This is a genomic window from Bradyrhizobium zhanjiangense, assembly GCF_004114935.1.
GTDB lineage: Bacteria > Pseudomonadota > Alphaproteobacteria > Rhizobiales > Xanthobacteraceae > Bradyrhizobium > Bradyrhizobium zhanjiangense.
In genome coordinates this window covers 5,566,154-5,590,750 of sequence record NZ_CP022221.1, presented here as the reverse complement: position 1 = coordinate 5,590,750, position 24,597 = coordinate 5,566,154, and the positions used below count along the sequence as shown (strand labels likewise).

30 protein-coding genes are annotated in these 24,597 nt (G+C 61.7%); 19 read left to right on the top strand and 11 right to left on the bottom strand.

Translation table 11 applies throughout. From position 1 onward, the window contains the following. Window positions 1-65: 65 nt before the first annotated feature. Window positions 66-854, bottom strand: coding sequence for a cobalamin-binding protein (locus XH85_RS26835; protein WP_128934211.1), 789 nt, complete (start codon window positions 852-854; stop codon window positions 66-68). A gap of 118 nt (window positions 855-972) precedes the next feature. Between XH85_RS26835 and XH85_RS26830 the strand changes: the two genes are divergently transcribed. Together XH85_RS26830 and XH85_RS26825 are read left to right on the top strand one after the other, a co-directional pair. Beyond that, window positions 973-1,374 (top strand): PaaI family thioesterase, encoded by a 402-nt coding sequence (locus tag XH85_RS26830; RefSeq protein ID WP_128934210.1) that lies wholly within the window; start codon window positions 973-975, stop codon window positions 1,372-1,374. Window positions 1,375-1,525: 151 nt separating this feature from the next. Beyond that, window positions 1,526-2,131: a GNAT family N-acetyltransferase gene (locus XH85_RS26825; RefSeq protein WP_128934209.1), complete on the top strand. Its 606-nt coding sequence runs from the start codon at window positions 1,526-1,528 to the stop codon at window positions 2,129-2,131. A 61-nt stretch (window positions 2,132-2,192) separates the two neighbouring features. Here XH85_RS26825 and XH85_RS26820 read toward each other — a convergent pair whose 3' ends face one another. The 3 genes from XH85_RS26820 to XH85_RS26810 form a co-directional block, all read right to left on the bottom strand. Next, entirely contained in the window at window positions 2,193-2,498 is a 306-nt protein-coding gene (locus XH85_RS26820) for a hypothetical protein (RefSeq protein WP_015686575.1), read from the bottom strand. A gap of 95 nt (window positions 2,499-2,593) precedes the next feature. Beyond that, on the bottom strand, window positions 2,594-3,280 hold the full coding sequence (locus XH85_RS26815) for a DUF2161 domain-containing phosphodiesterase (RefSeq protein WP_128934208.1): 687 nt from the start codon (window positions 3,278-3,280) through the stop codon (window positions 2,594-2,596). Between the two features lie 112 nt (window positions 3,281-3,392). Continuing rightward, window positions 3,393-4,073, bottom strand: coding sequence for an SDR family oxidoreductase (locus XH85_RS26810; RefSeq protein WP_128934207.1), 681 nt, complete (start codon window positions 4,071-4,073; stop codon window positions 3,393-3,395). A 119-nt stretch (window positions 4,074-4,192) separates the two neighbouring features. On the opposite strand from XH85_RS26810, the gene XH85_RS26805 reads away from it, so the two are divergent. After that, window positions 4,193-4,912: an SGNH/GDSL hydrolase family protein gene (locus tag XH85_RS26805; RefSeq protein WP_128934206.1), complete on the top strand. Its 720-nt coding sequence runs from the start codon at window positions 4,193-4,195 to the stop codon at window positions 4,910-4,912. 15 nt (window positions 4,913-4,927) lie between these two features. Here XH85_RS26805 and XH85_RS26800 read toward each other — a convergent pair whose 3' ends face one another. Beyond that, complete coding sequence (locus XH85_RS26800) at window positions 4,928-5,671, bottom strand: tyrosine-protein phosphatase (protein ID WP_128934205.1); 744 nt, start codon at window positions 5,669-5,671, stop codon at window positions 4,928-4,930. A gap of 70 nt (window positions 5,672-5,741) precedes the next feature. Here XH85_RS26800 and XH85_RS26795 point away from each other — a divergent pair, with 70 nt between their 5' ends. After that, window positions 5,742-6,053 carry an MliC family protein gene (locus XH85_RS26795; RefSeq protein ID WP_128934204.1) on the top strand — a complete coding sequence of 104 codons (312 nt, stop codon included), beginning with the start codon at window positions 5,742-5,744 and terminating at the stop codon, window positions 6,051-6,053. 109 nt (window positions 6,054-6,162) lie between these two features. Here the strand turns inward: XH85_RS26795 and XH85_RS26790 are convergent, their stop codons facing one another. Then, window positions 6,163-6,366, bottom strand: a complete 204-nt coding sequence (locus tag XH85_RS26790; protein ID WP_128934203.1) for a DUF2735 domain-containing protein — start codon at window positions 6,364-6,366, stop codon at window positions 6,163-6,165. A 26-nt stretch (window positions 6,367-6,392) separates the two neighbouring features. Here XH85_RS26790 and XH85_RS45390 point away from each other — a divergent pair, with 26 nt between their 5' ends. From XH85_RS45390 to XH85_RS26750, 8 genes are all read left to right on the top strand, one after another. After that, entirely contained in the window at window positions 6,393-6,725 is a 333-nt protein-coding gene (locus tag XH85_RS45390) for a hypothetical protein (protein ID WP_164940460.1), read from the top strand. Window positions 6,726-6,905: 180 nt separating this feature from the next. After that, window positions 6,906-7,940 (top strand): glutamine synthetase beta-grasp domain-containing protein, encoded by a 1,035-nt coding sequence (locus XH85_RS26780; protein WP_128934202.1) that lies wholly within the window; start codon window positions 6,906-6,908, stop codon window positions 7,938-7,940. 197 nt (window positions 7,941-8,137) lie between these two features. Further along, window positions 8,138-8,839, top strand: a complete 702-nt coding sequence (locus XH85_RS26775) for a GrlR family regulatory protein (RefSeq protein WP_128937433.1) — start codon at window positions 8,138-8,140, stop codon at window positions 8,837-8,839. An 18-nt stretch (window positions 8,840-8,857) separates the two neighbouring features. Next, window positions 8,858-9,541, top strand: a complete 684-nt coding sequence (locus tag XH85_RS26770) for a substrate-binding domain-containing protein (protein WP_164940461.1) — start codon at window positions 8,858-8,860, stop codon at window positions 9,539-9,541. 32 nt (window positions 9,542-9,573) lie between these two features. After that, window positions 9,574-10,395 carry a tetratricopeptide repeat protein gene (locus XH85_RS26765; protein ID WP_164940851.1) on the top strand — a complete coding sequence of 274 codons (822 nt, stop codon included), beginning with the start codon at window positions 9,574-9,576 and terminating at the stop codon, window positions 10,393-10,395. 65 nt (window positions 10,396-10,460) lie between these two features. Continuing rightward, window positions 10,461-10,610 carry a hypothetical protein gene (locus XH85_RS26760; RefSeq protein ID WP_007609497.1) on the top strand — a complete coding sequence of 50 codons (150 nt, stop codon included), beginning with the start codon at window positions 10,461-10,463 and terminating at the stop codon, window positions 10,608-10,610. Between the two features lie 257 nt (window positions 10,611-10,867). Beyond that, window positions 10,868-11,572, top strand: a complete 705-nt coding sequence (locus XH85_RS26755; protein WP_128934200.1) for a hypothetical protein — start codon at window positions 10,868-10,870, stop codon at window positions 11,570-11,572. A 316-nt stretch (window positions 11,573-11,888) separates the two neighbouring features. Next, window positions 11,889-12,179, top strand: coding sequence for a YciI family protein (locus XH85_RS26750; protein ID WP_128934199.1), 291 nt, complete (start codon window positions 11,889-11,891; stop codon window positions 12,177-12,179). Window positions 12,180-12,206: 27 nt separating this feature from the next. Here the strand turns inward: XH85_RS26750 and XH85_RS26745 are convergent, their stop codons facing one another. Next, window positions 12,207-12,986, bottom strand: a complete 780-nt coding sequence (locus XH85_RS26745; protein WP_245473593.1) for a helix-turn-helix transcriptional regulator — start codon at window positions 12,984-12,986, stop codon at window positions 12,207-12,209. Between the two features lie 109 nt (window positions 12,987-13,095). Here XH85_RS26745 and XH85_RS26740 point away from each other — a divergent pair, with 109 nt between their 5' ends. Both XH85_RS26740 and XH85_RS26735 read left to right on the top strand, forming a co-directional pair. Beyond that, a complete protein-coding gene (locus XH85_RS26740) occupies window positions 13,096-13,632 on the top strand; it encodes a peroxiredoxin-like family protein (RefSeq protein ID WP_128934198.1) in 537 nt (178 codons plus the stop codon). A 282-nt stretch (window positions 13,633-13,914) separates the two neighbouring features. Further along, a complete protein-coding gene (locus XH85_RS26735) occupies window positions 13,915-15,702 on the top strand; it encodes a vanadium-dependent haloperoxidase (RefSeq protein WP_128934197.1) in 1,788 nt (595 codons plus the stop codon). 391 nt (window positions 15,703-16,093) lie between these two features. Here XH85_RS26735 and XH85_RS45385 read toward each other — a convergent pair whose 3' ends face one another. From XH85_RS45385 to XH85_RS26720, 3 genes are read right to left on the bottom strand one after another with little or no spacing between them, the layout of a single operon-like run. Continuing rightward, the gene (locus tag XH85_RS45385) at window positions 16,094-16,474 is read right to left on the bottom strand and encodes a GFA family protein (protein WP_164940463.1); all 381 of its coding nucleotides are present in this window, start codon (window positions 16,472-16,474) and stop codon (window positions 16,094-16,096) included. Next, window positions 16,471-17,730 (bottom strand): MFS transporter, encoded by a 1,260-nt coding sequence (locus XH85_RS26725; RefSeq protein WP_128934195.1) that lies wholly within the window; start codon window positions 17,728-17,730, stop codon window positions 16,471-16,473. The genes XH85_RS45385 and XH85_RS26725 overlap by 4 nt, the downstream gene beginning before the upstream one ends. 4 nt (window positions 17,731-17,734) lie before the next feature. Beyond that, window positions 17,735-18,475 (bottom strand): MBL fold metallo-hydrolase, encoded by a 741-nt coding sequence (locus XH85_RS26720; protein ID WP_128934194.1) that lies wholly within the window; start codon window positions 18,473-18,475, stop codon window positions 17,735-17,737. Window positions 18,476-18,548: 73 nt separating this feature from the next. On the opposite strand from XH85_RS26720, the gene XH85_RS26715 reads away from it, so the two are divergent. The 4 genes from XH85_RS26715 (at window position 18,549) to XH85_RS26700 (ending at window position 21,765) form a co-directional block, all read left to right on the top strand. Then, window positions 18,549-19,217, top strand: coding sequence for an ArsR/SmtB family transcription factor (locus XH85_RS26715; protein WP_128934193.1), 669 nt, complete (start codon window positions 18,549-18,551; stop codon window positions 19,215-19,217). A 141-nt stretch (window positions 19,218-19,358) separates the two neighbouring features. Continuing rightward, entirely contained in the window at window positions 19,359-20,078 is a 720-nt protein-coding gene (locus XH85_RS26710) for a nucleoside phosphorylase (RefSeq protein WP_338025554.1), read from the top strand. Between the two features lie 14 nt (window positions 20,079-20,092). Then, the gene (locus XH85_RS46875; protein WP_128934191.1) at window positions 20,093-20,296 is read left to right on the top strand and encodes a GDCCVxC domain-containing (seleno)protein; all 204 of its coding nucleotides are present in this window, start codon (window positions 20,093-20,095) and stop codon (window positions 20,294-20,296) included. A 683-nt stretch (window positions 20,297-20,979) separates the two neighbouring features. Further along, a complete protein-coding gene (locus tag XH85_RS26700; protein WP_206734874.1) occupies window positions 20,980-21,765 on the top strand; it encodes a hypothetical protein in 786 nt (261 codons plus the stop codon). 110 nt (window positions 21,766-21,875) lie between these two features. Here the strand turns inward: XH85_RS26700 and XH85_RS26695 are convergent, their stop codons facing one another. Continuing rightward, on the bottom strand, window positions 21,876-23,840 hold the full coding sequence (locus tag XH85_RS26695) for an adenylate/guanylate cyclase domain-containing protein (RefSeq protein WP_245473798.1): 1,965 nt from the start codon (window positions 23,838-23,840) through the stop codon (window positions 21,876-21,878). A 147-nt stretch (window positions 23,841-23,987) separates the two neighbouring features. Between XH85_RS26695 and XH85_RS26690 the strand changes: the two genes are divergently transcribed. Then, on the top strand, window positions 23,988-24,392 hold the full coding sequence (locus tag XH85_RS26690; protein WP_128934189.1) for a VOC family protein: 405 nt from the start codon (window positions 23,988-23,990) through the stop codon (window positions 24,390-24,392). Window positions 24,393-24,597 lie beyond the last annotated feature (205 nt).

Sequence of the window (24,597 nt, the reverse complement as noted above, 5' to 3'; positions counted from 1 at the left end):
CGGCTCAGCGCAGCAACGCTGAGGCGTTGCAGCGCGTCCGGGACACAAGAGTGTGTGCAGTCAGGCTATTTTCGCTCGCCCCACAGCGCCTGCAGGATCGCATCGAGCCCATCCGTCAGCGCCGCCGGTCCTGGCTGCAAGATGATCGTCGACTTGATCTCGACGATACGATCATCGCGCACCGCCGGAATCGCACTCCAGCCGTCGCGCGCGCGGATACGGGCAGGGACGACCTTCTTGCCGCACCACGACGCGAGGATCACATCCGGCGCTGCCTCGCGCACCATTTCCGCCGAGACGATGCGGTCCTTTGCGGCCTGCCGCGACCGCAGCTCCGGGAACACATCCGCGCCACCGGCGATTTCGATCAGCTCGGAGACCCAGCCGATGCCCGAGATCAGCGGATCGTCCCACTCCTCGAAATAGATTCTTGGTCGCGGCGAGGGGCGGGGCGTTGCCGCGATCGCGGCGAGGCGCCGCTCGAAACCTTGCGCGAGGTCTTCCGCGCGCTCGGCCGCACCGACCAGCGCACCGAGGGTGCGGATCATCGCTAAGATTCCGGCGATGTCGCGCTGGTTGAAGACATGGACGTCGACACCGGCGCGGACGAGATCTGCGACGATGCCGGCCTGCAGATCGGAAAAGGCCAGTACCAGCTCCGGTTCCAGCGCCAGGATCTTCGGGATGTCGGCCGAGACGAACGCCGACACCCGCGGCTTCTCGCGTCGCACCTGGGGCGGGCGCACGGCGTAGCCGGAGACGCCGACGATGCGGTCTTGCTCGCCGAGCAGATAGAGCGTTTCGACCGTCTCCTCGGTCAGGCAGACGATGCGGTGGGGTGGGAAGTGGCGCATGCGAAGAGCCTATGCACAATGTCTGCGCCGATGTCAGCCCGCCTATTACCTCGGACGTCATTGCTTTGCCGCGCGAAGCAATTCACGCTGAGACAACAATGAATTGGGAGCAGATCCGATGACGCCGCTCGAGAAACTTAAAGTGATGAAGATGCCGTTCGCCGAGCTCAAAGGCGTCGAGTTCGTCGAGGCCGAGAAAGATCGCGTGGTGGCGCGGATGACGGTCCGGCCCGACCTCTGCACGCTTCATCACACCATCCATGGCGGCGCGTTGATGGCGCTGGCCGATTCCGTCGGAGCGGCGGCGACCGTGATCAACCTGCCGGACGATGCCAAAGGCACCACGACGCTGGAGAGCAAGACCAACTTCATCGGTGGGGCCAAGGAAGGAACCACGGTCATCGCCACCGCCACCCCAGTCCACCGGGGCCGGCGGACCCAGGTCTGGACCACCCGGCTGGAAACCGAGGACGGCAAGCTGGTGGCCATCGTGACCCAGACGCAGCTCATCCTCGTATGAAACGGGGGGCCTTGATTTTGTTAACGAAATAATCGCGTCTGGTGCCGCTTACTTGGGCAGGCTCCCGTCTTGAAAAGCTTGCTGCGATGCACAATATAGGCGGCCTAGGGATTCGAACGCCTCCTCGAGGGACACCAAGAGGAGTTTTGACGTGGTACTTGAAGAGACCGTCCGCACCGCTCCGGGCTACGTGCGGACCCTGATCCAGCAGGAAGAATTGCCGCTTCTGCGCGATCACCTGCTGAGGCTTGATGCCGGAAGCCGGCACGACCGTTTCAACGGTTTTCTCGACGACAGCTTCATCGAGCGTTACGCCGCCCGCTGCGCCGAAGACGGCACCGTGATCGTCGCCTACATCGTCGATGGCGTGGTCCGCGGTGCGGCCGAGTTGCATCCGCCGGAGGATGATTCGCTGCCCGAGGTCGCCTTCAGTGTGGAGGCCTCCGCGCGCCGTCAGGGCGTCGGAACCGTGCTGTTCCGCCGTCTGATCGCGGAGGCGCGCTGGAAGGGCTATAAGCGCCTTCGCGTCACCACCGGCGCCGAGAACCACGCCATGCGGGCGCTCGCCAGAAAGTTCGGCGCGCATCTGGCTTTCCGCCACGGCGAATCGACCGGGACGATCGATCTCGCCAAGACGCCCGAGGCGGAGCTTGCCGATCTCGCGGCCTCGCCGTTCACGGCCGGCCGGGCCCTGCTCAGCTTCAACTCGACCTGCTGGAAGATCATCTCCAGCATGTACGGCAATCGTGCCGCCTGAAACAAAAAAGCGGACCGGCAAGGCCGGTCCGCTTTCGTATTCTAGTTAGTGAAATGAGCGCTCAGGTGCCGGTGCGCTTGTCGTTGCCGAAGCGGCGGACGACGCGGCGCTCGACCACCACGGAGCGCTGCGCGCCCTGTTCGCCGGCAATCACGCGGGTTGCGGTGATGCGGCTGTTGGTGCGGGCCTGCTTCTTGACCTCGGCCTGCACGACATCGAGCGGCATGCCCATCAGCGCTGCCGCGATCTCGGCCTGCTGCTCCTGGTCGTCGGTGATGCCGACGGCGGCGAAGATCGCCTCGTCCAGGGTAGGCGGATCGTGACGCACGCGCCGCGTGCCATATTTGGTATTCCAGTCTGCGCTCATAACGGCCTCGTTTTGATGCCGGGATACCTAGTGCCGCCAATGTTGCATTGCAATATGGAATCGGTGTGACATCTCAGCTATGCACCGGTCGGGTGTCAGGGCGGTGCCGCGACACCTGCACCGACTTCAATCCCTTGCTGTGGCCAGCGTTTCAGTGCCGCGTGCCCGGCTTCGGTGAGCCCGTAAATTCCCCGCTCAGCACGCTCGAACCAGCCGTACACATTGTTAAGCAAGATCTTACCGGCATCGGGACAGCGTTCGCGCAACTCGCTCACTCGCCGCGGGCCTTCGGCGAGCGCCGAGGCGCAGGCCAGCGCCTGCTGCCGATAGGCCGTCATGATCGGCGAACGGGTGCTGCCGCCGAGCACGGGATCGCCTTGGCGGCGCTGATGTTCGGCGACGAGCCGCGAGCGAATCTTCGGCTCGCGGCGCGGCGCCGCCGTCGGCGGCTTCACCAGCACCTCGACCTGGCCGCGATCGGTCACCCCGAGCATGCCGAAGCCGAGCCGGCGGCAGAGATTGCGGTAGCGCGCATCGCTCTCACGCCCTTTGCCGCGGGCCGACATTCTTGCGGCGATCCAGATCTCGTCGCCGGCCGGCGCGCGGTCGACCGCCTGGAGGATCAGCTCGAGATTGAAGGCGAGCTTGAGCTCGCCGATCACCACGACAGGTGGATCGCCGGCGCTGAGGCCCACGAGATCGCAGCCGCCGATCTCGCCCTTCACGGTGAAGCCGAGCTCTTCGAGGAAGCGTTTGACGGGCAGATAGAGCGCGGTTTCCAAAGACAAGTTCCGAGTGTGATGTCCGATCGGAGAATCAGTTGCAGGCAGTTTAGAGCCTTCTCGGCTCCGATTGAATCAGGGCTGTCTGGCAGAGATTCGGAGCGCGATACGCCTACACCCGTCCGCCGACCGGGATCAGCGCTCCGGTGACGCCGCTCGCGGCGTCGCTGGCGAGAAACAGGATGACTTCGGCGAGCTCCTGCGGCGTCACCCATTTGGAGAAGTCCGCTTTCGGCATGTCGGCGCGGTTGGCCCTGGTGTCGATGATCGACGGCAGCACGGCGTTGACGGTCACCTTGCCCTTCCACTCGTTGGCAAGCGCCTCGGTGAGGCGATGCACGCTTGCCTTCGACGCCGCATAAGGGCCCATGCCGGAGCCGGCCTGGAGCGCACCCATGGCGCCGATGTTGACGATGCGGCCGGCCTTGGAGGCGGCGAGATACGGCAGCGCCGCCCGCGAGGTGTTGAGTGTGGTCAGGACATTCAGCGCATGCAGACGCTGCCACGTCGCGGTGTCGCCGTCGCCGACGGTCTCGAAGGCGAAGCCGCCCACGATGTTGATCAGTGCATCGAGCTTGCCGAAGTGCTTTGCCGCGGCCTCGATCGCCGTCTTCGCCTGCGCCGCATCGGACAGGTCGACGCCGCCAATCTCGATGTTTTCAGGCTTTGCGGGGGCTTGCGATGGCGCGTAATCGATGCCGGCCACGCGCGCGCCGCGTGCCCGCGCCGTCTCGGCGACCACCTTGCCCAGCGCTCCAAGCGCGCCGGTCACGACAATGACTTTTCCTTGCACGGTGCTCTCCGTGGTTTCGCTTTGCCGGCGACTATTGCGTCCAGCGAATTGGACTTGCAATGGCGGCAGCTTCAAGGCTGGGCTATAGTTACAACTTTAGATCGGTGAGGAGGTTGTTCATGTCCGACAATTTGCCAACCATCGAATTTCCCGCTGCGATCGTCGACTTAAAATATCCGCTGATGCGGCTCCGGCAGGCTCTGGACGGGAAGGGTCCCGTTCGCATCGTAGCCATGGGGTCGTCATCAACAGCCGGACGAGCCGATGTTGTGCCGTATCCCTATCGGTTGGAGATGTATCTACGGCAATACTTCAAGGACGTCGTCCACCGGCCGGACATTCGGATTGATGTGCTGAACCGCGGCAAGGGCGGAGAAGAGGCAAACGAAGAGCTCGTACGCTTTGAGGCCGATATCTTTCATGATGATCCGGCACTGGTCATCTGGCAGGTTGGAACGAACGCGGTCTTTCACAACGACCAGTACGACGTGGACGCTGTTGCCGGGAATATCAGGAAGGGCCTGGCGCAATTGCGCGCTCGCGGTTTCGAGGTTCTGCTGATTGATCCGCAATATGTGACGAAGATGCTCTGGGACGACCGTGCTGAGCTTTCGGACAAGATGGTCCGGCTGATCCGCGATGCTGCCAATGAGGCCGAGGTGAATCTGTTTCAGCGTTGGGCACTGATGCGGCATTGGCACGTGCAAAACAACGTTTCGTTCGAGCAATTGCTGGACCCAGGTGATCCTGACAAGCTGCACCAAAGCGATTGGAGCACCCAGCAGATCTCCTTGGCCCTCAAGAGCGCGATGATCAAGGCCATAGGGCTGACGGCCTGAGGCGTCCGCCGCGGATCACGCTTGCAGATAACGCGCCTTCAGCGCAGTCCGTTCGGCTGCGCCGAGCTTGAGCCCGTCGCGCAAATAGGTTTCGATATCGCCGTATTCCTTGCCGACGGCTTCGAACGCAGCAGCAAGGTAAGAGGCTTCGACGCTGCCGATGGCATTGCGTACGTCCTCCGGCAGGTCGGTGGCAGCCGTCGCATCGCGCTTGTAATGCTGATTGGTGAGCAGGTAGTCCTCGGCAATGACGTCATCGGGGACGCCGAGTGCATGCAGGATCAGCGCGCAGGCAAAGCCGGTGCGGTCCTTGCCTGCAGTGCAGTGGATCACGAGCGGCGCGCGGTCTTCCAGGAGATGGCCGAACAGGTCGCGAAAGCTGTGCGTGTTGTGGCGAACGTAGTTGCGATAGGATTCGCGCATGAGCTCCAGCGCGACCGGTGCCGTCAGCGTGCCCCTCGCGAGCTCGGCGCGCAGCGCAGCGACGACCGTCGGCTCGATCGGCAGCGAGTGCACGGTGATCTCGTTCATGACGCAGACGCCGGCCGCGCGCTCCTCCAGCCCACGGAAATCGAATGCGCTTCGCACCCCCAGCGCGCGGACGATCTCGATGTCGGCTGCGGTGAGTTGGCCGAGATGGTTGGAGCGGAAGATGTGCCGCCAGCGCGTGATGCGGCCGTCGGTGGTTGGATAGCCGCCGAGATCGCGAAAATTGCTGGCGCCTTGCAAGGCGAGGTGGCGGGCAGGGGAGTCGGACATGAGATCAGCTTGGGTTATGGTTCCACCGGATGCGCTGCGGCATCCTTAAAGTCCATTACAGGGGGCGACCATGGTCCGACACAAGGCCATTGTTTTGGCTATCACCATGCTGTCGGCCGGAATTCTCCATAGTCGACCGGCCGATGCGCAGACATTCCAGACCTATCGCTGTGCCGATGGTACGCAGTTCATCATCGGGTTTTATGACGGCGACAAGCGCGCCTTCCTCCAGATCGACGGCGAGCCGGTGACGCTTGCCAAGCGGCTGACGGTCTCTGGCGCGCGCTATTCGAGGGCCGGGATCACGCTGACGATCGGCAGGACCGGGACCACCACGATCAGACATCTGAAGCGGCCGGTGACGGCCTGCGCGGTGATCTGAACGTTTTCTGTACTGAATCAAAAAGGGCCGAAACACCGTGGTTTCGACCCTTTTTCAAACTGCCGCCTGCATTCGCGAGCGCGCGGCGGTATCAAACCAGCCACCGGCATCAGCGATCCCATTTCGGCTTGGCTTCGTCCACAGCGTCCTGGTGGTACCAGCTGTCGCTGCAGATCGAGACGTTCGTGGGAAGCGAAGCGTGATCGGCGGGAAGGCTAGTCTCGCCATAGCGGCGTCCCCCAAGAGCTGCGCGGCCCCCGGCAGGGAATTGGTAGATCTTCGCAGATCCGTGACTCAGACCATTGTTCATCATTACGATTTCTCCTTGGTCGAAGCGCCTTGGCCTCCATGCTGCGCCCGACTCGTTCGATTGTGGTTACTGAAATCCCCATATCGGCCCCGCGCCCCGAATTGGAAAGTGCTGAAAAGGAAATCAGTTGCCGCCCAATTTATAGGCAGGTCGCCTGCTGCATCTCCCAAGGCAGCGTGTCGGTGATCAACGCCTGGGCTATTCCAAAGGTTGCTGGTCAGTGCTGTGGGGCTTTACGAAAGTTGCTGGACGTTGATGCGCGTTTCATCGGCAATATCCCGCACTGCGCCGCCTGCTTCAGAATCGGGCGGTTTCCGCGGAGTTTTTGCGGTGCAGCTTCACGCGAAGGTGCGCGGCTATGACGCACGACGCTGGGGGCGGTCAGCCAGCGCCAGGGCGACGCCGGCCGCGGTGGAAAACCTCCCGCAGTGCGGCCTTTTGGCACGTTAAATGCTTGTAGAGGGCCGGCCGATGGTGGCCGGGTACAAACGTGCGGGGACCCCAGGGCCCCCAACCTTTCGCATCATCTACAGAGAGGCTCAATGACCAAGTATAAGCTCGAGTACATTTGGCTCGACGGATATACGCCGACTCCGAATTTGCGCGGCAAAACTCAGATCAAGGAATTCGCGTCGTTCCCGGCGCTCGAGCAGCTTCCGCTCTGGGGCTTCGATGGCTCCTCCACCCAGCAGGCCGAAGGTCATAGCTCCGATTGCGTGCTGAAGCCGGTCGCCGTTTTCCCGGACGCCGCGCGCACCAATGGCGTGCTTGTGATGTGCGAAGTCATGATGCCCGATGGCAAGACCCCGCATCCGTCAAACAAGCGCGCCACCATCCTCGACGACGCCGGCGCCTGGTTCGGCTTCGAGCAGGAATACTTCTTCTACAAGGACGGCCGCCCGCTCGGCTTCCCGACTGCCGGCTATCCGGCCCCGCAGGGTCCGTACTACACCGGCGTCGGCTACTCGAATGTCGGCGACGTCGCCCGCAAGATCGTCGAAGAGCATCTCGACCTCTGCCTCGCTGCCGGCATCAACCATGAAGGCATCAACGCGGAAGTCGCCAAGGGTCAGTGGGAATTCCAGATCTTCGGCAAGGGCTCCAAGACCGCTGCCGACCAGATGTGGATGGCTCGCTACCTGATGCTGCGCCTCACCGAGAAGTACGGCATCGACATCGAGTTCCACTGCAAGCCGCTCGGCGACACCGACTGGAACGGCTCGGGCATGCATGCCAACTTCTCGACCGCCTATATGCGCGAAGTCGGCGGCAAGGAGTATTTCGAGGCGCTGATGGCGGCCTTCGAGAAGAACCTGATGGACCACATCGCCGTCTACGGCCCGGACAACGACAAGCGTCTGACCGGCAAGCACGAGACCGCGCCCTGGAACAAGTTCAGCTACGGCGTGGCCGACCGCGGCGCTTCGATCCGCGTTCCGCACTCCTTCGTCAACAACGGCTACAAGGGCTATCTGGAAGACCGCCGTCCGAACTCGCAAGGCGACCCCTACCAGATCGCTTCGCAGATCCTGAAGACGATCGCGTCCGTGCCGACCGACAAGAAGGCCGCGGCCTAAGATCCTCCCGGCCCGGGCCTGGGGGGCTGGCCCGGGTTGGTCTCAAATCCGCCGGAGCTGCAAGGCTCCGGCGGATTTTTGCATTCTGATGGCAGCTGTTCCTGTGACCCGCCGGCCTCTTCCCGCGCGAAGCTTGTCGATTGCGTTCGAATGCGGGAGAGTGCCCCCGGATGCGCGCAGGGCCGGGGACACGGCGGGTGTTTGAAGGCTTCTACAAGGTGAGATTTCAGCTCGGCGACGCGGTCGGCCGGAGCGTGATGCATGCCGGCAATGGCAAGATGCTCGGCGGCAATTCGGCCTTCGCCCATATCGGCACCTACGACAAGACCGACAGCGGCGTCGACGTCGTGATCAAGACCGTCCGCCATAACCCCGATCCCAACTACCGCGCCATGGCCGGCACCGACGATGCGACCTTGATCGCGAAGGGCTGGGCCGATGGCGATCTCTATCGCTTCAAGGGCGAGCTGAAAGAGCTGCCGGGCGTACCCTTCCAGTCGCTGATGACGCCGATCACCGAAGACGAGGTGCCGATCGTCGGCGGCGTTGGTGAGGCCGGGATCGCCGATGGCCTCTATTCGATTCATCTGCGCATGCTCGACGGCCTCGATGGCGGCCTCACCGGCGTGATGCTGCTCAACCAGGGCCGCATCCTCGGCGGCGATGCGGCGTTCTACTATCTCGGCAGCTACACCGCCGCGAAGGGCCGCTGGAAAGGCCAGATCCTCAATCAGGAGCACACGCCGGCCAAAGACGATCCGATCTTCGGCGGCCACGAGGTCGGCATCGGTTTCTCCGGCCGCTATGACGCGGAAGAGGCGGTGCTGGAGGCAACGGCGCTCGCCGGCAAGCGCAGCCTACGCCTGACCGCTGCGCTCAAGCTGCTGCACCGCGCCTGATCGCGACAGGAATTGCATTTGGACAACATTCGCATGCTCTCGACGCTCGGCCTGATGGGTGCGATGCGCAGCCTGTCGTCTGCGTATGAAGCTGCGACGGGCGTGCGCATCGACGCCGATTTCGCGCCGACCCAGGCGCTGCTGAAACGGCTCCGCGATGGCGAGGCGGCCGATCTCGTCATCCTCACCCGCGAGGGGCTCGACGCGGTGATCGGTGAGGGCCGCGTGGTCGCCGACAGCGCGGCTGACCTCGCACGTTCCTACGTCGGCATTGCCGTGCGGGCAGGGCAGGCGCATCCCGACATCACCAGCGAAGCCGCGTTGCGCGCAACGCTGCTTGCGGCGCGATCCGTCGCCTATTCGCGGCTCGGCGCCAGCGGAATCTACTTTGCCCAGTTGATCCAGCGATTGGGCATCGCGGTCGAGATCAACGCCAAGGCCACCATCGTGCAGCAGGGCTTTACGGCGGAGCGGCTCGTCAACGGCGAGGCTGATCTCGCCGTACAGCAGATCAGCGAGCTGAAGCAGGTTGGCGGCATCGAGGTCGTCGGCCCGATCCCGCATGATTTGCAGACGCCGGCCGTGTTCTCCGCCGGCCGCATGACGAATGCGACACACGCCGAGGCCGCCGACAGGCTGCTGCGCTATCTGGCCTCGCCGGAGGTCGTGCCCGTGCTGCGCCAATCGGGACTCGAGCCTTGAATTTGCCGGGGCGGGGACGCAACGTGACGACCATGCGGACTTACCTCCTTGCCATCCTCTTCGCGCTCGCCGCGCCCTTGGCGGCGCAGGCGCAATCGGCTGATCTCGTCCTGTGCGACCGGGTGGCGGCCGATCCCAGCGATCCCGACAAGCCGGCCGACGTGAAGGGCGTGACGGAGATAGCTTCCTCCGACGTCGCGACCGCCATCAAGTTCTGCAGGCAGGCCGCCTCCTCCTCGCGCAGGGCGATGTTCGCGCTCGGCCGCGCCTATGCCGCCAACCGGCAGACGAGCGAGGCGATCGCCGCCTGGCGCAAGGCTGCCGACAAGGGATCGAGCTCTGCGATGGTCGAGCTCGGCGTCGCCTATGGCACCGGCTCCGGCGTTGCGAAGGACGAAGCACAAGCGCGCAAGCTGTTCGAGAAGGCGGCGCAATCAGGCAATCCCCGCGGCGTCAGCAATCTCGCCGCGCTCGGAGGCGCAGGTGGCGCTGCGCCGGCCGATCCCGCGCAGGCGCGCGCGCTGCTCGGCAGGGCCGCCGAGACCAATGCGGAGGCGCAGTACCAGCTCGGCCTGATGCTTGCGAGCGGCAATGGCGGGGAGAGGGACGACGCCGCGGCGCGCGCGCTGTTCGAGAAGGCCGCGGCTCAAAACCATCCCGGCGCGCTGGAGCGGATGGGCGCCTTCGCGGAAGGCGGCCGCGGCGGGCCGAAGGACAAGGATGCCGCCAAAGCCTATTACGAGCGCGCCGCAGCGCTCGGCGACGATGACGCCAAGAAGGCGCTGGAGCGCATTCGCTGCCCCTATGCCATCAAGGACAAGCAGGGCAAGCTCGTCACCACGCTGTGCTTCTGAGCCCGCACTGCCGGAACCTGGCTCGCGCCTACGCCGTTGATATCAAGACACAACGGAGCGCGATCATGATCCGCAAACTGGCATCGGGCGAATACCGCCTCTATTCACGCAAGGTGAATCCGAAGACCGGCAAGCGCCGCAATCTCGGCACCTTCAAGAGCCGCGCGGCGGCCGAGAAGCACGAGCGCGAGGTGCAGTACTTCAAGCGGCACTGATGGACGGCGAATGCCGTCCAGGAGCCCGGCAAAACAAAACATGCGAAAACAACCCCATGCACAGTAGCCAAGGGTTTGAAATCGCACGCATTGCGGATTAATCGAAATTCAAATTGACCCGTCGGGCAAAACAGGGGCATAATGGCATCATGACAGCGAACGCCCCGTGAGCGGCCCTGCGCGAAAGCCGGGTGGCTTCAATGCGGCGACGGTGCTAGGTAGCCCCCAGTTTTTTCCGATTTTGCAGGTTCAAGACGTTGCTGGACGGACTGTACAAGGTTGAATACGGCGTCAACGATGCGTTCGGCCGCAGCATCATGTGCCTGCACGACGGCAAGATGCTGGGCGGCAATTCGGGCTTTGCGCATCTTGGCACCTATGTCGAGCGCGACGGCGAGATCATCGCCGAGGTCATCACCGAGCGGCATAACCAGGATCCCAACTACAAGCCGCTGATGGGCGCCGACGTCGCCTCGATCGGAGCACGCGGCCGGCTGTACGGCAACCAGATCCGCCTTCAGGGCAGCGCGGACACGATGCCGGGCGCCAATTTCTGGGCCAATCTCACCCCGCTCGACGACGAGGCGCTGCCGCCGAGCGGAGCCGTCGGTCCGGGCGGGATCGCCAACGGGCTCTATGGGATGAGCCTGCGCGCGCTCGATGGCGTGGATGCCGGACTCTCCGGCGTGATGCTGCTGATCGACGGCCGCATCCTCGGCGGCGATGCGTTCTTCTACTATCTCGGCTCCTATTCCTCCGCGGACGGCCGCTGGAAGGGCGAGATGCTGAACCAGGAGCACACGCCGGCGAAAGGCGAAAATCCCGTGTTTGGCGGCCTCGAGGTCGGGATCGGCTTCTCCGGCACCTGCACGGCCGATAGCGGTGAGCTCGAAGGCATCGCACTCGCCGGCAAGCGCAGCCTGCGCCTTGCGGCCTCGCTCAAGCTGATGCGGCGGGCGTAGGGCGTCTACTCACAAATGTCCGATGTCCTCTGCTGGGGTGAAGCAGGCTTTACGCGTCGCTCCGGGCAATGTCAGCGAGCGCCCCATCTCCGACCGCCCGAGTCGACGCACGCTCCGCTGCGCTCCCGTGACACTGCGGCTTTTGTCTTTTTCAGAACGTCCTAGCCAACGCCCTTCACGACGAACGATTTGTCCGAAATGAAATCCAGGCCATGTCCGCGTGGCTCACCGACCTAGAAACCGCTGCAACGCAGCCGGGTCGTCAGCGTATGCTCGGGCGCCGGCGTGCCATGCATCACTCATAAAAGGGACCGCGATGTTTATTGCTCTTCTGAAATTTGGATCTAACAAGGCACAAGCCGGCCAGTTCATGCAAGGCCACAACGATTGGCTCAAGCGCGGCTTCGACGACGGCGCATTCCTGATGGCAGGGAGTCTTCAGCCGAACCTTGGCGGAGCCATACTCCTGAGCGGTCGCCTCTCTCGTTCGCAGGTCGAGGAGTGCGTCGCTCTCGATCCATTTGTCGCGGCGGAAGTTGTTACTGCCGAGATCCTCGAGATTACGCCTTCACGCATAGACGACCGCTTGACGGACCTTTTCGCCTGACGCTTGACGATCTGTCGGCGGTAACAGCTAATTGGCAGCAGCGACATCCCGCGACGCAGGACCTGGCTTACGCAAAGAGATCGGTGAATGGCCGAATGCCAATGCGTATGCGCGCGAGAACGCCGCTGCGCTGCCAAAACCCACGCGCCTCGCGACCGACTTGACGCGCTCGCCGCGCTGGAGCTCACGCTGGCCAAGTGTCAGCCGCCACGCCTTAAGATAGGCAGCCGGTGTAGTGCCGGTCACTTTGGGAAACAGAGTCATGAAGCGGCTCCGCGAGAGTCCGCTGATACTCGCAAGCTCCTCGGTGTGCCACGGGCGAGAGGGTTGATCGTGCATAGCGACCAGAGCCTTATGGATCGCTGGATGGGATAGGCCGGCAAGAAGTCCTGGTCGCGTTGAGCCGATATCGATTGCTCTCCGAAGCACAAGCAAGATGATCACCTCGCACAAGCGGTCGAGAGCGACTTGCCTGCCGCATCGCATGTCCGAGGCCTCGGTTACAAAGGCTGCAGTCAGAGCTTGTAGGGTAGGGGACTCGCCGAGGGGGATCACGATCCGCTCGGGCATTGCATTCATGAGCGGGTTTGTGATGCCCCCGAACTCGATGGTCGCTGCAGCCAGGATATCGCCGCCGCGATCGGGCATCGCATCACGGTGGGGGCAGAAGACGACGCTCCTTGCGCAGCCACCCTCTCCAACAACAACAAGGTTTGCGACCGCGTCTCGGGCATCTTTCGCAGCGACCGTAACCGACATTTGGAAGGCGTCGAAGAAGGCGGAAAGCCTGTCGTGCTTGGCCGTCACAGGACTCTCAATCATGTTTCGGGGACCATTCATGCTCTCCAGTGTGGCATGAGCTGGATCTGGGAGCAACCGGTCCTGTGCTGCCCCTTGGTCCGTGAAAGGAATCCAAATGCTTATACCTCGCCAGAAAGCGCCGCCCCTTGTCGTAAACACGCTCGACCATGGTCCCTTCGACCTGGCAACCGAGAGCCCAGAGCGCATGTCGCTCGTCTGCTTCTATCGCGGCTTGCATTGCCCGATCTGTGCCAACTACCTGAAGGAATTAGAACGCCTGACGCCGGAATTTGCCATCCGCGGCGTCACCACCGTCGCTATTAGTTCAGATGGGGAGGAGCGAGCTCGCCAGATGGCGGACAAGATCCAAGCCAAGAATTTGCGTGTCGGATATGGTCTAGGACTGAGCGATGCTCGCAATTGGGGTCTGTATATATCGACATCTCGGGGAAAGACCTCGATCGGAATCGAAGAACCTTCTTTGTTCTCTGAACCCGGCGTGTTTCTAATCAGGCCGGATCAAACGATCTACTATCTCTCCGTCCAATCCATGCCGTTCGTCAGGCCCAACTTCTCTGAAATGGTCCAGGCGTTGGATTTCGTCATCAAGAACGACTATCCAGCCAGAGGAGAATATAACGGCGCGATTTAAGACGTTGAGCCCGTCTCGATCCCGCAGCCTCAAACGTTAGCGCTACCGCTTTCCGAAAGATTCCAGGCTCGCTGCTGGTGATCGCTGAACTGAGGCGGCGCGCGACAATCTAAGGCCGCAGAAACAATCTGCGGCCATTTTGCCTAGCCGTTACTCTTTTCTGAGTGCTCAGCACAACTTGGTGAGTCCGGCTGCCGTATTCGATCCAATTGAAAAAGTGCTCGTGTGAGGTATCCCACAAAGGTTGTGTAGTATTCACGATACGACTCCGCAAGGGCACCGATGCCCGGTCTCGTCAATTGTGGCGGGATGGCTACAGGAGAAATTCAAATGGCAATTTCTTATCCAAAGCCACATCCACCATCACCTGCTCCAGCTATTACTGCTGTACATAAGCTGGTCCACACTCCACCCAATGATCTTGTCCAGGCGGCGGAGTTGCACTTTCACAAGTCGCTAAAGCACGACGACGACGGGCGAGTGATCCCGAGCTCATTCAAATCATTTTTAGCAGCTCTGAATGAGCATCGCCCGACGGATTTTCAGAACATCGAGTCAGCCGGCCTCCGTCCGCTCGTAAATCCGCAAGCAGGTCTGGCCGCCGATCGACTCACCTCGGCTGGTTGGCATTTCCGCATTCCGAAACCACCGGAGCAGGACGGGAAGCATGAGACTGCAGCCGCGGAGATGATCGAGCTTTACTGGATGGCATTGCTCCGTGACGTCAATTTTCTGGATTATCCGAGCAACGCCCTGGCACAAGCCGCAGCCAGCGAACTGAGCGCTCTCAAGCTATATGCCCATCCCGACTCGAGTAATCATCCCAACTACACTGCCCGGCCCGTCACGCCGGCAACGCTTTTTCGAGGCGGCGAATGGACGCCAGCGGGACAAACGAACCAGGAGCATCTTGGGCCGCTCGTTTCACAATTTCTCTGGCTTGACGTGCCGTACGGGTCTTTGCGGATCAAGCAAACCGAAGGGCGGGTTGTAAACACCGACTATCAGTCTGGAGGCGTCCCTCACATGATCGCATGGGCCGATTGGCTCGACGTGCAGAGAGGAAAAGCCTTTCCGTCATCGATCGAACTCCCGGCCACCCCGCGGTACATTCAGAACGCGGGCGACATCGCGCGATACGTCCATCTTGACGCACTGTATGAAGCCTACCTGAACGCTGCCCTGATCTTGCTCGGTAGCCCTGGCGTTAAGCTGGATGCGGGAAATCCCTACAACCGGGATGCGCCGGTCTTCCCGCATGAGGAGGGCTTCGGCACCTTTGGCTCGCCGTTCATACTTTCGCTGGTCTGCGAGGTGGCGACATGTGCGTTGAAGGCGGTGTGGTACCAGAAATTTATCGGAAACCTGCGCCTGCGCCCGGAAGCCTATGGCGGTTTGGTCCATCGTGCGCTGCACCCCACGGGTTTGAAGGCCGCCGAGGCGCAATTGGCGCTATCAAGCGGGCTTGGTGTGTTGCAGGCGTCCAACGCCTCGGGCGGCGCGGTTGCAAGAATCAGGCAAGCGAACGCCGCTCACGGCGCCAACAGCGACAGCTACTTGCTGCCGATGTGTTTCGCCGACGGCTCACCGGCGCACGGCTCCTACGGTGCGGGCCATGCCACTGTCGCCGGCGCATGCGTCACCGCGCTGAAGGCTTATTTTGCAGGAACACAGAAGCTCAAGGATGTTGGGATTACGCCGGTTATCCCGACGTCCCAAGGAACAGACCTGACAACTGTCGGAGTGCCAGATGCTGACCAGCTAACGATTGCAGGCGAACTCGACAAGGTCGCGTCCAACATTGCAATCGGACGCAACATGGCGGGCGTTCACTGGCGTACCGACTACAGCGCGTCCATGCTTCTAGGGCAGCGGATCGCGACGAGCGTCCTGTATCACCTCCGGCGGGACTACCATGAGCGTCCCTGGAAGTTCAGCTACTTGAGCTTCGGCAAAAAGGTCGTTGAGATAGAGCAGGACAGGGTCACCTACGACGGAGCCCTTGTCCTCGATGGTGACGACGACCTTGATCCTGCTCTCGAGGCGGCAAAGCTTTCGGCAATAGTTTAGTCGCGAGAGTCCGGCCTAATTGAATGTTGCTCTCGATCGCTGCGGCAGTCGCCATCTGCCGCAGCGGGCTGGCTCTATCCATTGCTCCCTAAGTTGCTGCCGAAACACCTGGCCGCTGCCGATCGATGGACCGCTTCTGACTCTACGCGGTTCTTGGACGGTGATGGCAGGGTCAGACCGGGCTTAATCGAGTGCAGGGCACAATCGGCGCTGATGACCCAAAGCAGGTAAATTGGACGACGACGTCCGCGCTCGCCGGCAAGCGCAGACTGCGCCTTGCAGCTTCGCTCAAGCTGATGCGGCGGGCGTAGGGCGTCTACTCACAGCGCCGCGGCTGGATCAACCGGTGTGCTCGCGTTGAAATCCGGATAGATCGGCCGCATCGTCGCAGTCATTTACCTTGCTCGTTGTGGCTAAGCTTCAGCCAGGGCAATTGCTCGTTGGCGAAAAAATGCTTGCTCGGCTGGAGCTCCGCCGCCCGGTCGAAGGCACCGACGTGATAGTGCGTCTCCGTCGGAAAGTGCACGGTAGCGCAGGTCAGCGTCGAGCCGCAGCGGGCACAGAAACCGCGCGTCGTTCCCGGCGATGATTTAAACGTGGTGATGGCGCCTTCGGTCACCGTGACAGAGTCGTTCTCGAACCCGACGAACACGCTAACGGGCGCGCCGGAATGGCGGCGGCAGCTATCGCAGTGACACCAGAAGATTCCCTTCGGCCGGCCTCGCGCCTCGAAACGCACCGCCCCGCAACGTCCTGAAAAGGTTTCGCTCACGTTCGTGCTCCGGGCCTGACCTCCATAGCGACGAATACTATCGCCCCCGAGACGAAAGTGAGCGCGCCGATCGCTCCGATCGCCCAGGCCATGCCGAACAGGTCGGCGATGATGCCGGCCGATAGCGCCCCGATCGCGTAACCGAGATCGCGCCAGAAGCGATAGACGCTGAGTGAGCGTGCGCGCCAGCTGGGATGCGAAGCGTCGGACACGGCAGCGATCAGGCTCGGGTACACCATGGCCGTACCAAGTCCGAGAAGCAGGCTGCCGACCAGCCACCATTCGAAATGGCTTGTTGCAGCGCTCAGGAATAGACCCGCGGCCTGGACCCACATGCCGGCCACGATCAAGCCCTTGCGGCCCCACCGATCAGAAAGAGGGCCCGTGGCGATCTGCAGGATGCCCCAAGTGGCCGGATAGACGGCCTTCAGTATGCCGATCCGGTCGACGGGGAGGCCGAACGAGGCGAAGAACAGCGGAAAGATGCCCCAGCTCATTCCATCATTCAGATTGTTGACGAGCCCAGCCTGCGACGCGGCGAATAGATTGCGATCTCCGAACGACGTGAGGACGAATATCTCCCTGAAGCTGATCGGGGGCGCTTGACGCGCATGCGCTGCGGTCTCCAGCCGAACGTGCTCGCGTGTGTCGCGCACCAGCAGGATCGAGAGCACTGTGCCTAGGATCGCATAGGCAACGCCGAGGTAGATCGGTGCCGGCCGCAGTCCGTATTTCGAGGCAAGATATCCAGTGAGGAAAGCGGTCACGCCTACCGCGAGATAACCGGCGAACTCGTTCAGGCCCACGGCAAGTCCCCGCGACTTCGGTCCGACGAGATCGATTTTCATGATTACCGTCATCGACCAGGCAAGACCCTGGTTGATGCCGAGAAGGGCGTTTGCTGCGATGACCCATCCCCAGCTCGGCGCCCACATGATCATGAGCGGCACCGGCAGGCCGACGAGCCAGCCGAGGATCAGAACACGTTTGCGTCCCGAGGCGTCGGCGAGCTGGCCGGAGATCAGATTGGCGCAAGCCTTCACGACGCCGAAGCTGACGATGAAGGAAACGACGAGCGTCGTCGAACTGATCCTGAATTCCTCGGAGCCGATCAACGGCACGACCGTGCGCTCGATCCCGACCATCCCGCCGACGAAGGCGTTGATCAGGACGAGCAATGCGAACTGCGGCCAGTTCTCTTTCAGCCCCAGTTGGACAGACGAGGCAATCTGTGGGCCAGTTACAGCTTCGGTCATTAGTTCAGGCCGCGGCCGCCGCCATGCCTGAGTTTGCAGCCCTGATCCGCGCGGCCTCTGGCGGCGCCGGCGGAATCTCGGCGACCATGAACCGAACAAACTCGGCTTCGTCCTCGATCGTAAACGCCTGATTGTGCCGCTTCTCGAAGCCGATCGCGGAGGATGGCTTGCCGCTCAGGCGCCGACCGCAAACCGAGCCCGCATAGGCGCCCGGCAGCACCTCGACGTAGTCAGGAAGCTCCTTCAGCCGACTCACGCTTCGGAACAGTTGCCTGGCGCCTTCCTCCGCGCTCACGGCAAGTTCGGTGCGGCCGAGATCGCCGACCATGAGCGTGTGACCGGTGAAGACGAACCAGGGTTCGTTGGCGCGTGTTTGGTCTGTAACAAGGATGCAGATGTGCTCGGGCGTGTGACCCGGCGTGTGCATCACCGTCGCCGACACGTTGCCGAGGGGAAGAACGTCGCCGTCGTGCACACCCTTGTAGGGAAACGATACACCAGCCTCCGTCGAGAGCACGTACTCAGCTCCCGCTGCGGCGGCGAGCGCCCGGCCCACTGACAGGTGATCGGCATGGACATGAGTGTCTATGACGAAATGGATCCGCATGCCGGTATTGTCGGCCGCCTGCAGGTAGGGCTGAATATCGCCGACCGGATCAACGACCGCGCCGGCAGCTTTGCCGCCGCAGCCGAAAAGGTAGGAGATACCGACTGGATCGCTATGCAAGAACTGGCGGAGAATCATGGACTTGCACTCCCTCGAGAGAAACGCTAGATACATTCAATCAATCTGCTGAATGATATATTGAAGGACCGCCGTGTCAAGCTCAGGACCGAAACAGGAGATCTATGAAAACCTTGCCGAGGTGGCGCAGGCGCTCGGCCATGCTCACCGGCTTGAGCTGCTGGAGCACCTTGCGCAGGGGATACGCACCGTCGAGGAGCTGTCGGCTCGGGCACATCTGACATTCGCCAACACGTCGCGGCATCTGCAGATACTGAGGCGCGCGCGCCTCGTCGAAACGGAGCGTCGTGGCAAGCACATTCTCTATCGCCTTGCTGGCGATGCCGAAGTAGTGACGCTGATCAAGGCGCTGGGTCGGGTCGGTGAACGGAATGTCGCCGAGATCGGTCGTGTTGTGACCGATTACTTCCAAGCCCGTGATGCGCTTGAGCCCGTCTCGCGCGACGACCTGGTCGCGCGATTGCGAGACGATCTGGTTACGTTGCTCGATGTGCGGCCCGAGGATGAGTTCGCGCTGGGCCATCTGCCGGGGGCGCTCAACATTCCTCTGGCTGAACTGGAAAGACGTTTGGGCGAGTTGCCGCAAGGCCGTGAAGTGATTGCGTATTGTCGCGGGCCCTATTGCGTTCTTTCGTTCGAAGCCGTGGCGGCACTGCGGGCGCGCGGCTATCGCATTCGCCGCCTTGAGGACGGTTACCCGGAGTGGAAGGCCGCCGGCCTGCCGGTCGAATCCGTTGCTTGAAACAGGTCGATCAGGTGCATCATGGATGATAAGCCTCATCGCACGGAACCCGCGTGGCCGATCGTTGGCGTAAAGGATCACAAGGCGCCCTCGGTGTTCCGGCCTGAATCCCTGTTGAGGGAGGCGCGCCGGCAGAGACAGTTGCCGCTCGTAGCTGTGCCCGAAATCTGCGTGCTCGATCCGGATGGTGACGTCGTCCGTCACCTCAAGCGGACCGGCGTCGGCCGCATCCATAAAGGTTGGGCCTGCTACCACACCGAGCTTCTTGCCTTCGATCTCGACGACATCGGCGAGGTCGGGATCGTCGGCTGCGCGGTCGGGGCACCCTTCGCCGTCCTGGTCGCCGAGCAGCTCTTCGCGTCGAACTGCCGACTGCTCGTCAGCGTCACCTCGGCAGGCCAGATCAATCCCATCGGACCTACTCCCTATTTCGTCCTGATCGACCGCGCGCTGCGCGACGAGGGGACGAGTTATCACTACCTGGCTGGCTCGACTTTCGCGGCAGCACCCGACATGTCGCTTCTGGATCGCGTCGAGCGGGCGGGCCGATCGCTGCCGGAGAAACTGCATCGCGGTTCGACCTGGACGACGGATGCTCCCTATCGCGAGACCGAAGCGGCGATCTCGCGAGCGCGCGAGCTGGGGACGCTCGCCGTGGAGATGGAAGCTGCGGCGCTCTACGCCTTCGGCACGACGAGCGGCAACTCGATCGTCTGCTTCGCCCACGTCACGAACTCGATGGCGCAGACCGAGGGCGACTTCGAGAAGGGCGAGGCCGACGGCGCCAAGGCCACGCTTGCCGTCGTTGCCGCTGCGGCGCGCGGCTGGCAGAATGACGCGAGGATCTCGGACAACGCTTGAACCGCAGGCAACAAATGCAGCTAGAGTCGACCCTCACGTGTCCGGCGTGTGGCCATCAACAGATCGAGACCATGCCGACGGATGCCTGCCAGTTCTTTTACGACTGCAGGAGGTGCGGCCTACGGCTAAAGCCCAAGTCGGGCGACTGCTGCGTCTTCTGTTCCTACGGGACCGTTCCATGCCCCCCGATTCAAACGAGCGGGGTGTGCTGTTCGTAGACTATTCGCCTGTCCGGATCGCGAGACGATCACCGATTGCGGCGCGGTCGCGAATGGCGTAGCTGGATTGATCCTGATCGGCCAAGACGGGAGGGACGAAGCAGAAAGTGCCGCCTATCCGTTGGTCATTGATCAAATCCTCTACGCACGGGCTGACGAAAAGGACGGCATAAGCTGACTGTGGGGATTATAGCCCAGTGCCGGTCAAAATCACCACGTTTGCCCCTGGCCTTAAGCCGTCATAATGCTCGACGGGCCGACGAAGTGATCGAATAGCGCAGGGTCAGGTTGTGGCCCGAATACGAACTCCAAGCGTAGCGTCAAATTGTCGGCCCATCGGGATCGAGCGGAAGCGGCCGGCCAATCGTCCGAGTGACGCTTTGCCCCAAAGCCGTCGAACAAGTCTGGATGGCCAGCGTGCCCTTGAATCAGAATTGAACCAAGGGAATGACGGTGCTATCGTTGAACGACATCATTCCTCGTTGGTATGATGGTGCGGGCGCGATCAGGCTTACGGACTGCCGCCTGCCATTTGTAATTGGAATACTTCAGCTGGTGCCCCGCCTCCGGACCCATTTCAAAGTCGGCCGGGCAATGTTTCTAGACACGTTACCCTCCGACATTCCCCTTGACTCGGAGGCGGGCATTTTAGGTCAGGCGTAACCAACAAATCGATTTTCGACATGTCCATTCTGGAAAGTCGAGCCGATCGCGGCGCGGTCAATCAGCGTTCTGCAGGGCGCAACCGTCGTCACCTGATCGCTTCGATAGTGTGCGCCACTTGCATCGTTTCATTGGCAGAGGATGCGTGGGCTCAATGTGCAGCTCGCGATGTCCTGCAAAACGAGATGAAGGCGCACAAGCCGCGTCCATCCTATGCGCTCCAACAGCTCAAGTCCGCGCGCGATGTTCCGACGTGGAAGACAATTAGGATCGGCACCTTTGCCAATTCTGTTGCGCTGCGTAACGTGCTGGACGCCATGCGGTGCGGTGTCGGTGGCACGGCTGCCGAAATCCTCGCTCGACCGACCTTCACCGTTGCTTCTAAGACAGCCGAAGTGAAGCTTGTCGTTGTGCGAGTAGCCGAGCTTGGGTTCAAGACGGATACCGTGACTTTGGCTGCTATTTACGCGCGCGCCATGCAGATCGGCTTTAGGCTCGCCGACGCAGAGGTCGGTCCGCAATTGCGGATTCAGTATCTGGACCAGCCTATGGGCGAATTTCTCACCATCGCAATGAAGCCAATCAAGACGTGGGGCGGCGAACCGACTATTCTGAACGTCGCGAATGGCGGAGCTGGATTGATCCTGATCGGCCAAGACGGGAGGGACGAAGCGGAAAGTGCCGCCACGTCCCGTTTTGTTTTCGCGCGATCCAACGAACCTGCACCCAACAACGAACTTGAGAAGGCAGCCGCACTTCCGCCCCCGTGGACGGAACGGCATTCTGGACTTCAGGGTAATTGGTAGTCCGGACCCGGATCAGGCTTCCGGGCCGCTTCTAATATGCCTGAGCGAGATCCGGCGAGCTCTTATCCGGCACGCCGCGAGGGTGAGGATCGGCTCGGTCATTTGCTCGTTCACCGTTCAGGAAGGCCCGCCTTACGCAGACCCTCAGCGATGCGCTGAAATTCGGCAAGGAAAACGACGTTATCGGACCACGCAGACCCATCCTGCAACCAAAGGGCAACAGTGTAATCGGGCCTGAGCCGACGAAGCTCGCCGATGGCGGCAAGAGCTTCGGGCTCATGTCCCGTCCATGCGTTGGCGGCGGCGAGATCTGCATAGGCAATCCAAAAGGGATTCACTGTAATGGAGCGGCTGCACCAGTCTATCGCTTCATCATATTGGGCGAGATGGCTGTGCGCATGACAGGCATAGAAGTACCACGTGCTTAGGAGCGGATCGCGGGGGCTGAGCTGGATGGCCATTTGGAGAGGGGCGAACGCCTCCGCAGATCGGCCAACACGTATCTTGGCAGCGCCCAGCGCGCCATGAGCCGGGGCTAGACTAGGATTTATCCCGATTGCCGCCATATACTCGCTGACAGCAGCGTCGAGATTCCTGCCCTTGGCGCGTTGGATCTCGCCCTTTACAAAATGTGCCATTGCGTCGCTGGGAAACTGGGACAGAACCTGATCCACCGTTTTCTCAGCGCGCCGTAACTTATCGGCGGGTGCATCGGTCCAACGATAATTGACTTGTATTGCCAAAGTATCTGCCAACCCCACGAGGGCCTTAGGGTAGCCGGGATCGATCTGCAGTGCGCGCTCGAAGAGGGCACCCGACTCGGCTACCTGTTCGCGCGAATAGGGACGATTGAGCACGGCCAGGCCCTGCATTGTAAGATCGACCGCGTCGGGATTGTTGGGCCGCGCAACCTCCGCGTCGCGGCTTTCGTGGTCAGTCAACTCGAGATCAAGCCGCCGCGCCAATCCACCCGTGATGACATCCTGAAGCTGCAACGATTTGGACCACTCACCGTCGACGCTCTCCGACCAGATCTGGGCGCCGGTTCGCGTATCGATCAGCCGGGCGTTGATCCGGACAATCGACTCCGTTCGGCGCAAGCTACCGTCGAGGATATAACGGACGCCGAGTTCGCGGCGAACGCGCTTTGGGTCAACGTTCTTATAGGCACGGGCTGTACTCGGCGCGATCACGAAGCTGTCCTCGATCCGCGAGAGATCGGAGCTTAGATCATCAGCAACACCTTCCGCAAAGTACTCCTGCTCGGGTTCGTTGCTCAAATTCGTGAATGGCAGCACGACAATCGATAGACGATGCTTCACCAATTGTGGCTCATTCCATCGCATGTACCAGTAACCAAGACCGCCGCCAGCCATGAGCAGGAGAAGCGCCATTGTAAGACCCATCCGAGCTCGCCGGCTATGCGCAGGCCACTGGACAAACGGAAAGCCCGAAATGACCGGCAGCGTATCGGAGAGCTGCGAAGCATAGACTCGGACTGGGAGAGCGATATTTTTGAGGTTCTGCTCGCCCAGATCGGCGAACTCGACCCCGACCTTGCCACGGATTTGATCGTAGGCGGCCGAAGATATGCAGATGCCCCCGGCCTTCGCGATGCCTTCAAGCCGCGCCGCAACATTCACGCCATCGCCAAAGATGTCATTCGGCTCGACAATCACATCGCCGATATTAATTCCCACGCGGAAGACTATGCGCTTGGCTTCTGGATCATCGATTGTCAGTTCCTTGACACGGGTCTGAAATTGTACCGCAGCTCGAACCGCTTCGACCGCGCTCGGAAATTCCGCCAAGAAGCCATCGCCGGTGTTCTTGACGATGCGGCCACCGTGTTCGGCAACTGCCGGGGCGACTGCGTCCGTCAAAAGCGCAGTCAGTTTGGCATGCGTTGCCTCTTCGTCATTGTGCATGAGCCGCGAATAGCCGGCCACGTCAGCGGCCAATATCGCCGACAGCCTGCGCGCGATCCGGGCTGGCCGCTCCTGCACCATGGCCGGCTCTCCAACCCGCTCATTTTTACGACGGATGCGTGACAGTGCCAACCGTGCGATGTCCACCCTGAGCGGTCCCATCGTTAAAACGTTAGCTGCTCTGACCGATTGTTCAGTGGACGCCTCTATGTCGCCGATTGGACCCTGAGCGGACTTTGGCTTGACCGAGGATGCGACGCGCCCAACTCTTATTAAACTCAGAGGGAGAGAAGAATGCTAGCGAACGCGAAGGTGGCCACCCGTCTTCCAGCCAAGGACCTAGATCGGGCGCGGGCGTTCTATTCCGAAAAACTCGGGCTCGACCCTGTCGAACAACGCGAAGGTGGACTGCGCTACATCTGCGCAAGTGGCGAGTTTGCGATATTCGTCTCGGCCGGAGTGCAATCCGGCACGCACACGCAGATGGGCTGGGAAGTTGAGGATATCGAGGCAACGGTGTGCGAGCTTCGCGCGCGGGGAGTCAAGTTCGAGGAATATGACCTGCCCGGTCTGAAGACCGTTGAGGGGATCGCCGAGATAGCCGGGAATTACGCCAGCAAGGGTATCGGTGAGCGAGGCGCGTGGTTCCGCGACAGCGAAGGCAATCTTCTTGGAATCGGGCAGCCGGTCCGGTCCTGATGGGGGAGGCGATCGCACATGTTGTCGGCGTGCATCGCCCCCAGCCGTGGCACAAAGGCCACGCGGGTTTGGTCCATCAGCGAAGCAACCCGTCGTCTAACGGAGGTCCGTTCGTTGAGACATGGCGGACCAGATTTGCTTCTACGTTGATCCTGCGTTCCTTCGTGAACGCGCTGTTCATAGTGGAACGACGATTTTCTCGATT

What these genes read in the sequence shown, in the direction of transcription:
- XH85_RS46875 (WP_128934191.1), top strand. Translation starts at nt 20,093, where the DNA reads ATGCAGCTAGAGTCGACCCTCACGTGTCCGGCGTGTGGCCATCAACAG.
- XH85_RS26720 (WP_128934194.1), bottom strand. Translation starts at nt 18,475, where the DNA reads ATGATTCTCCGCCAGTTCTTGCATAGCGATCCAGTCGGTATCTCCTAC.
- XH85_RS26725 (WP_128934195.1), bottom strand. Translation starts at nt 17,730, where the DNA reads ATGACCGAAGCTGTAACTGGCCCACAGATTGCCTCGTCTGTCCAACTG.
- XH85_RS26735 (WP_128934197.1), top strand. Translation starts at nt 13,915, where the DNA reads ATGCCCGGTCTCGTCAATTGTGGCGGGATGGCTACAGGAGAAATTCAA.
- XH85_RS26760 (WP_007609497.1), top strand. Translation starts at nt 10,461, where the DNA reads ATGATCCGCAAACTGGCATCGGGCGAATACCGCCTCTATTCACGCAAG.
- XH85_RS26780 (WP_128934202.1), top strand. Translation starts at nt 6,906, where the DNA reads ATGACCAAGTATAAGCTCGAGTACATTTGGCTCGACGGATATACGCCG.
- XH85_RS26790 (WP_128934203.1), bottom strand. Translation starts at nt 6,366, where the DNA reads ATGATGAACAATGGTCTGAGTCACGGATCTGCGAAGATCTACCAATTC.
- XH85_RS26750 (WP_128934199.1), top strand. Translation starts at nt 11,889, where the DNA reads ATGTTTATTGCTCTTCTGAAATTTGGATCTAACAAGGCACAAGCCGGC.
- XH85_RS26765 (WP_164940851.1), top strand. Translation starts at nt 9,574, where the DNA reads ATGCGGACTTACCTCCTTGCCATCCTCTTCGCGCTCGCCGCGCCCTTG.
- XH85_RS26820 (WP_015686575.1), bottom strand. Translation starts at nt 2,498, where the DNA reads ATGAGCGCAGACTGGAATACCAAATATGGCACGCGGCGCGTGCGTCAC.
- XH85_RS26830 (WP_128934210.1), top strand. Translation starts at nt 973, where the DNA reads ATGACGCCGCTCGAGAAACTTAAAGTGATGAAGATGCCGTTCGCCGAG.
- XH85_RS26805 (WP_128934206.1), top strand. Translation starts at nt 4,193, where the DNA reads ATGTCCGACAATTTGCCAACCATCGAATTTCCCGCTGCGATCGTCGAC.
- XH85_RS26795 (WP_128934204.1), top strand. Translation starts at nt 5,742, where the DNA reads ATGGTCCGACACAAGGCCATTGTTTTGGCTATCACCATGCTGTCGGCC.
- XH85_RS26690 (WP_128934189.1), top strand. Translation starts at nt 23,988, where the DNA reads ATGCTAGCGAACGCGAAGGTGGCCACCCGTCTTCCAGCCAAGGACCTA.
- XH85_RS26800 (WP_128934205.1), bottom strand. Translation starts at nt 5,671, where the DNA reads ATGTCCGACTCCCCTGCCCGCCACCTCGCCTTGCAAGGCGCCAGCAAT.
- XH85_RS26835 (WP_128934211.1), bottom strand. Translation starts at nt 854, where the DNA reads ATGCGCCACTTCCCACCCCACCGCATCGTCTGCCTGACCGAGGAGACG.
- XH85_RS26740 (WP_128934198.1), top strand. Translation starts at nt 13,096, where the DNA reads ATGCTTATACCTCGCCAGAAAGCGCCGCCCCTTGTCGTAAACACGCTC.
- XH85_RS26700 (WP_206734874.1), top strand. Translation starts at nt 20,980, where the DNA reads ATGTCCATTCTGGAAAGTCGAGCCGATCGCGGCGCGGTCAATCAGCGT.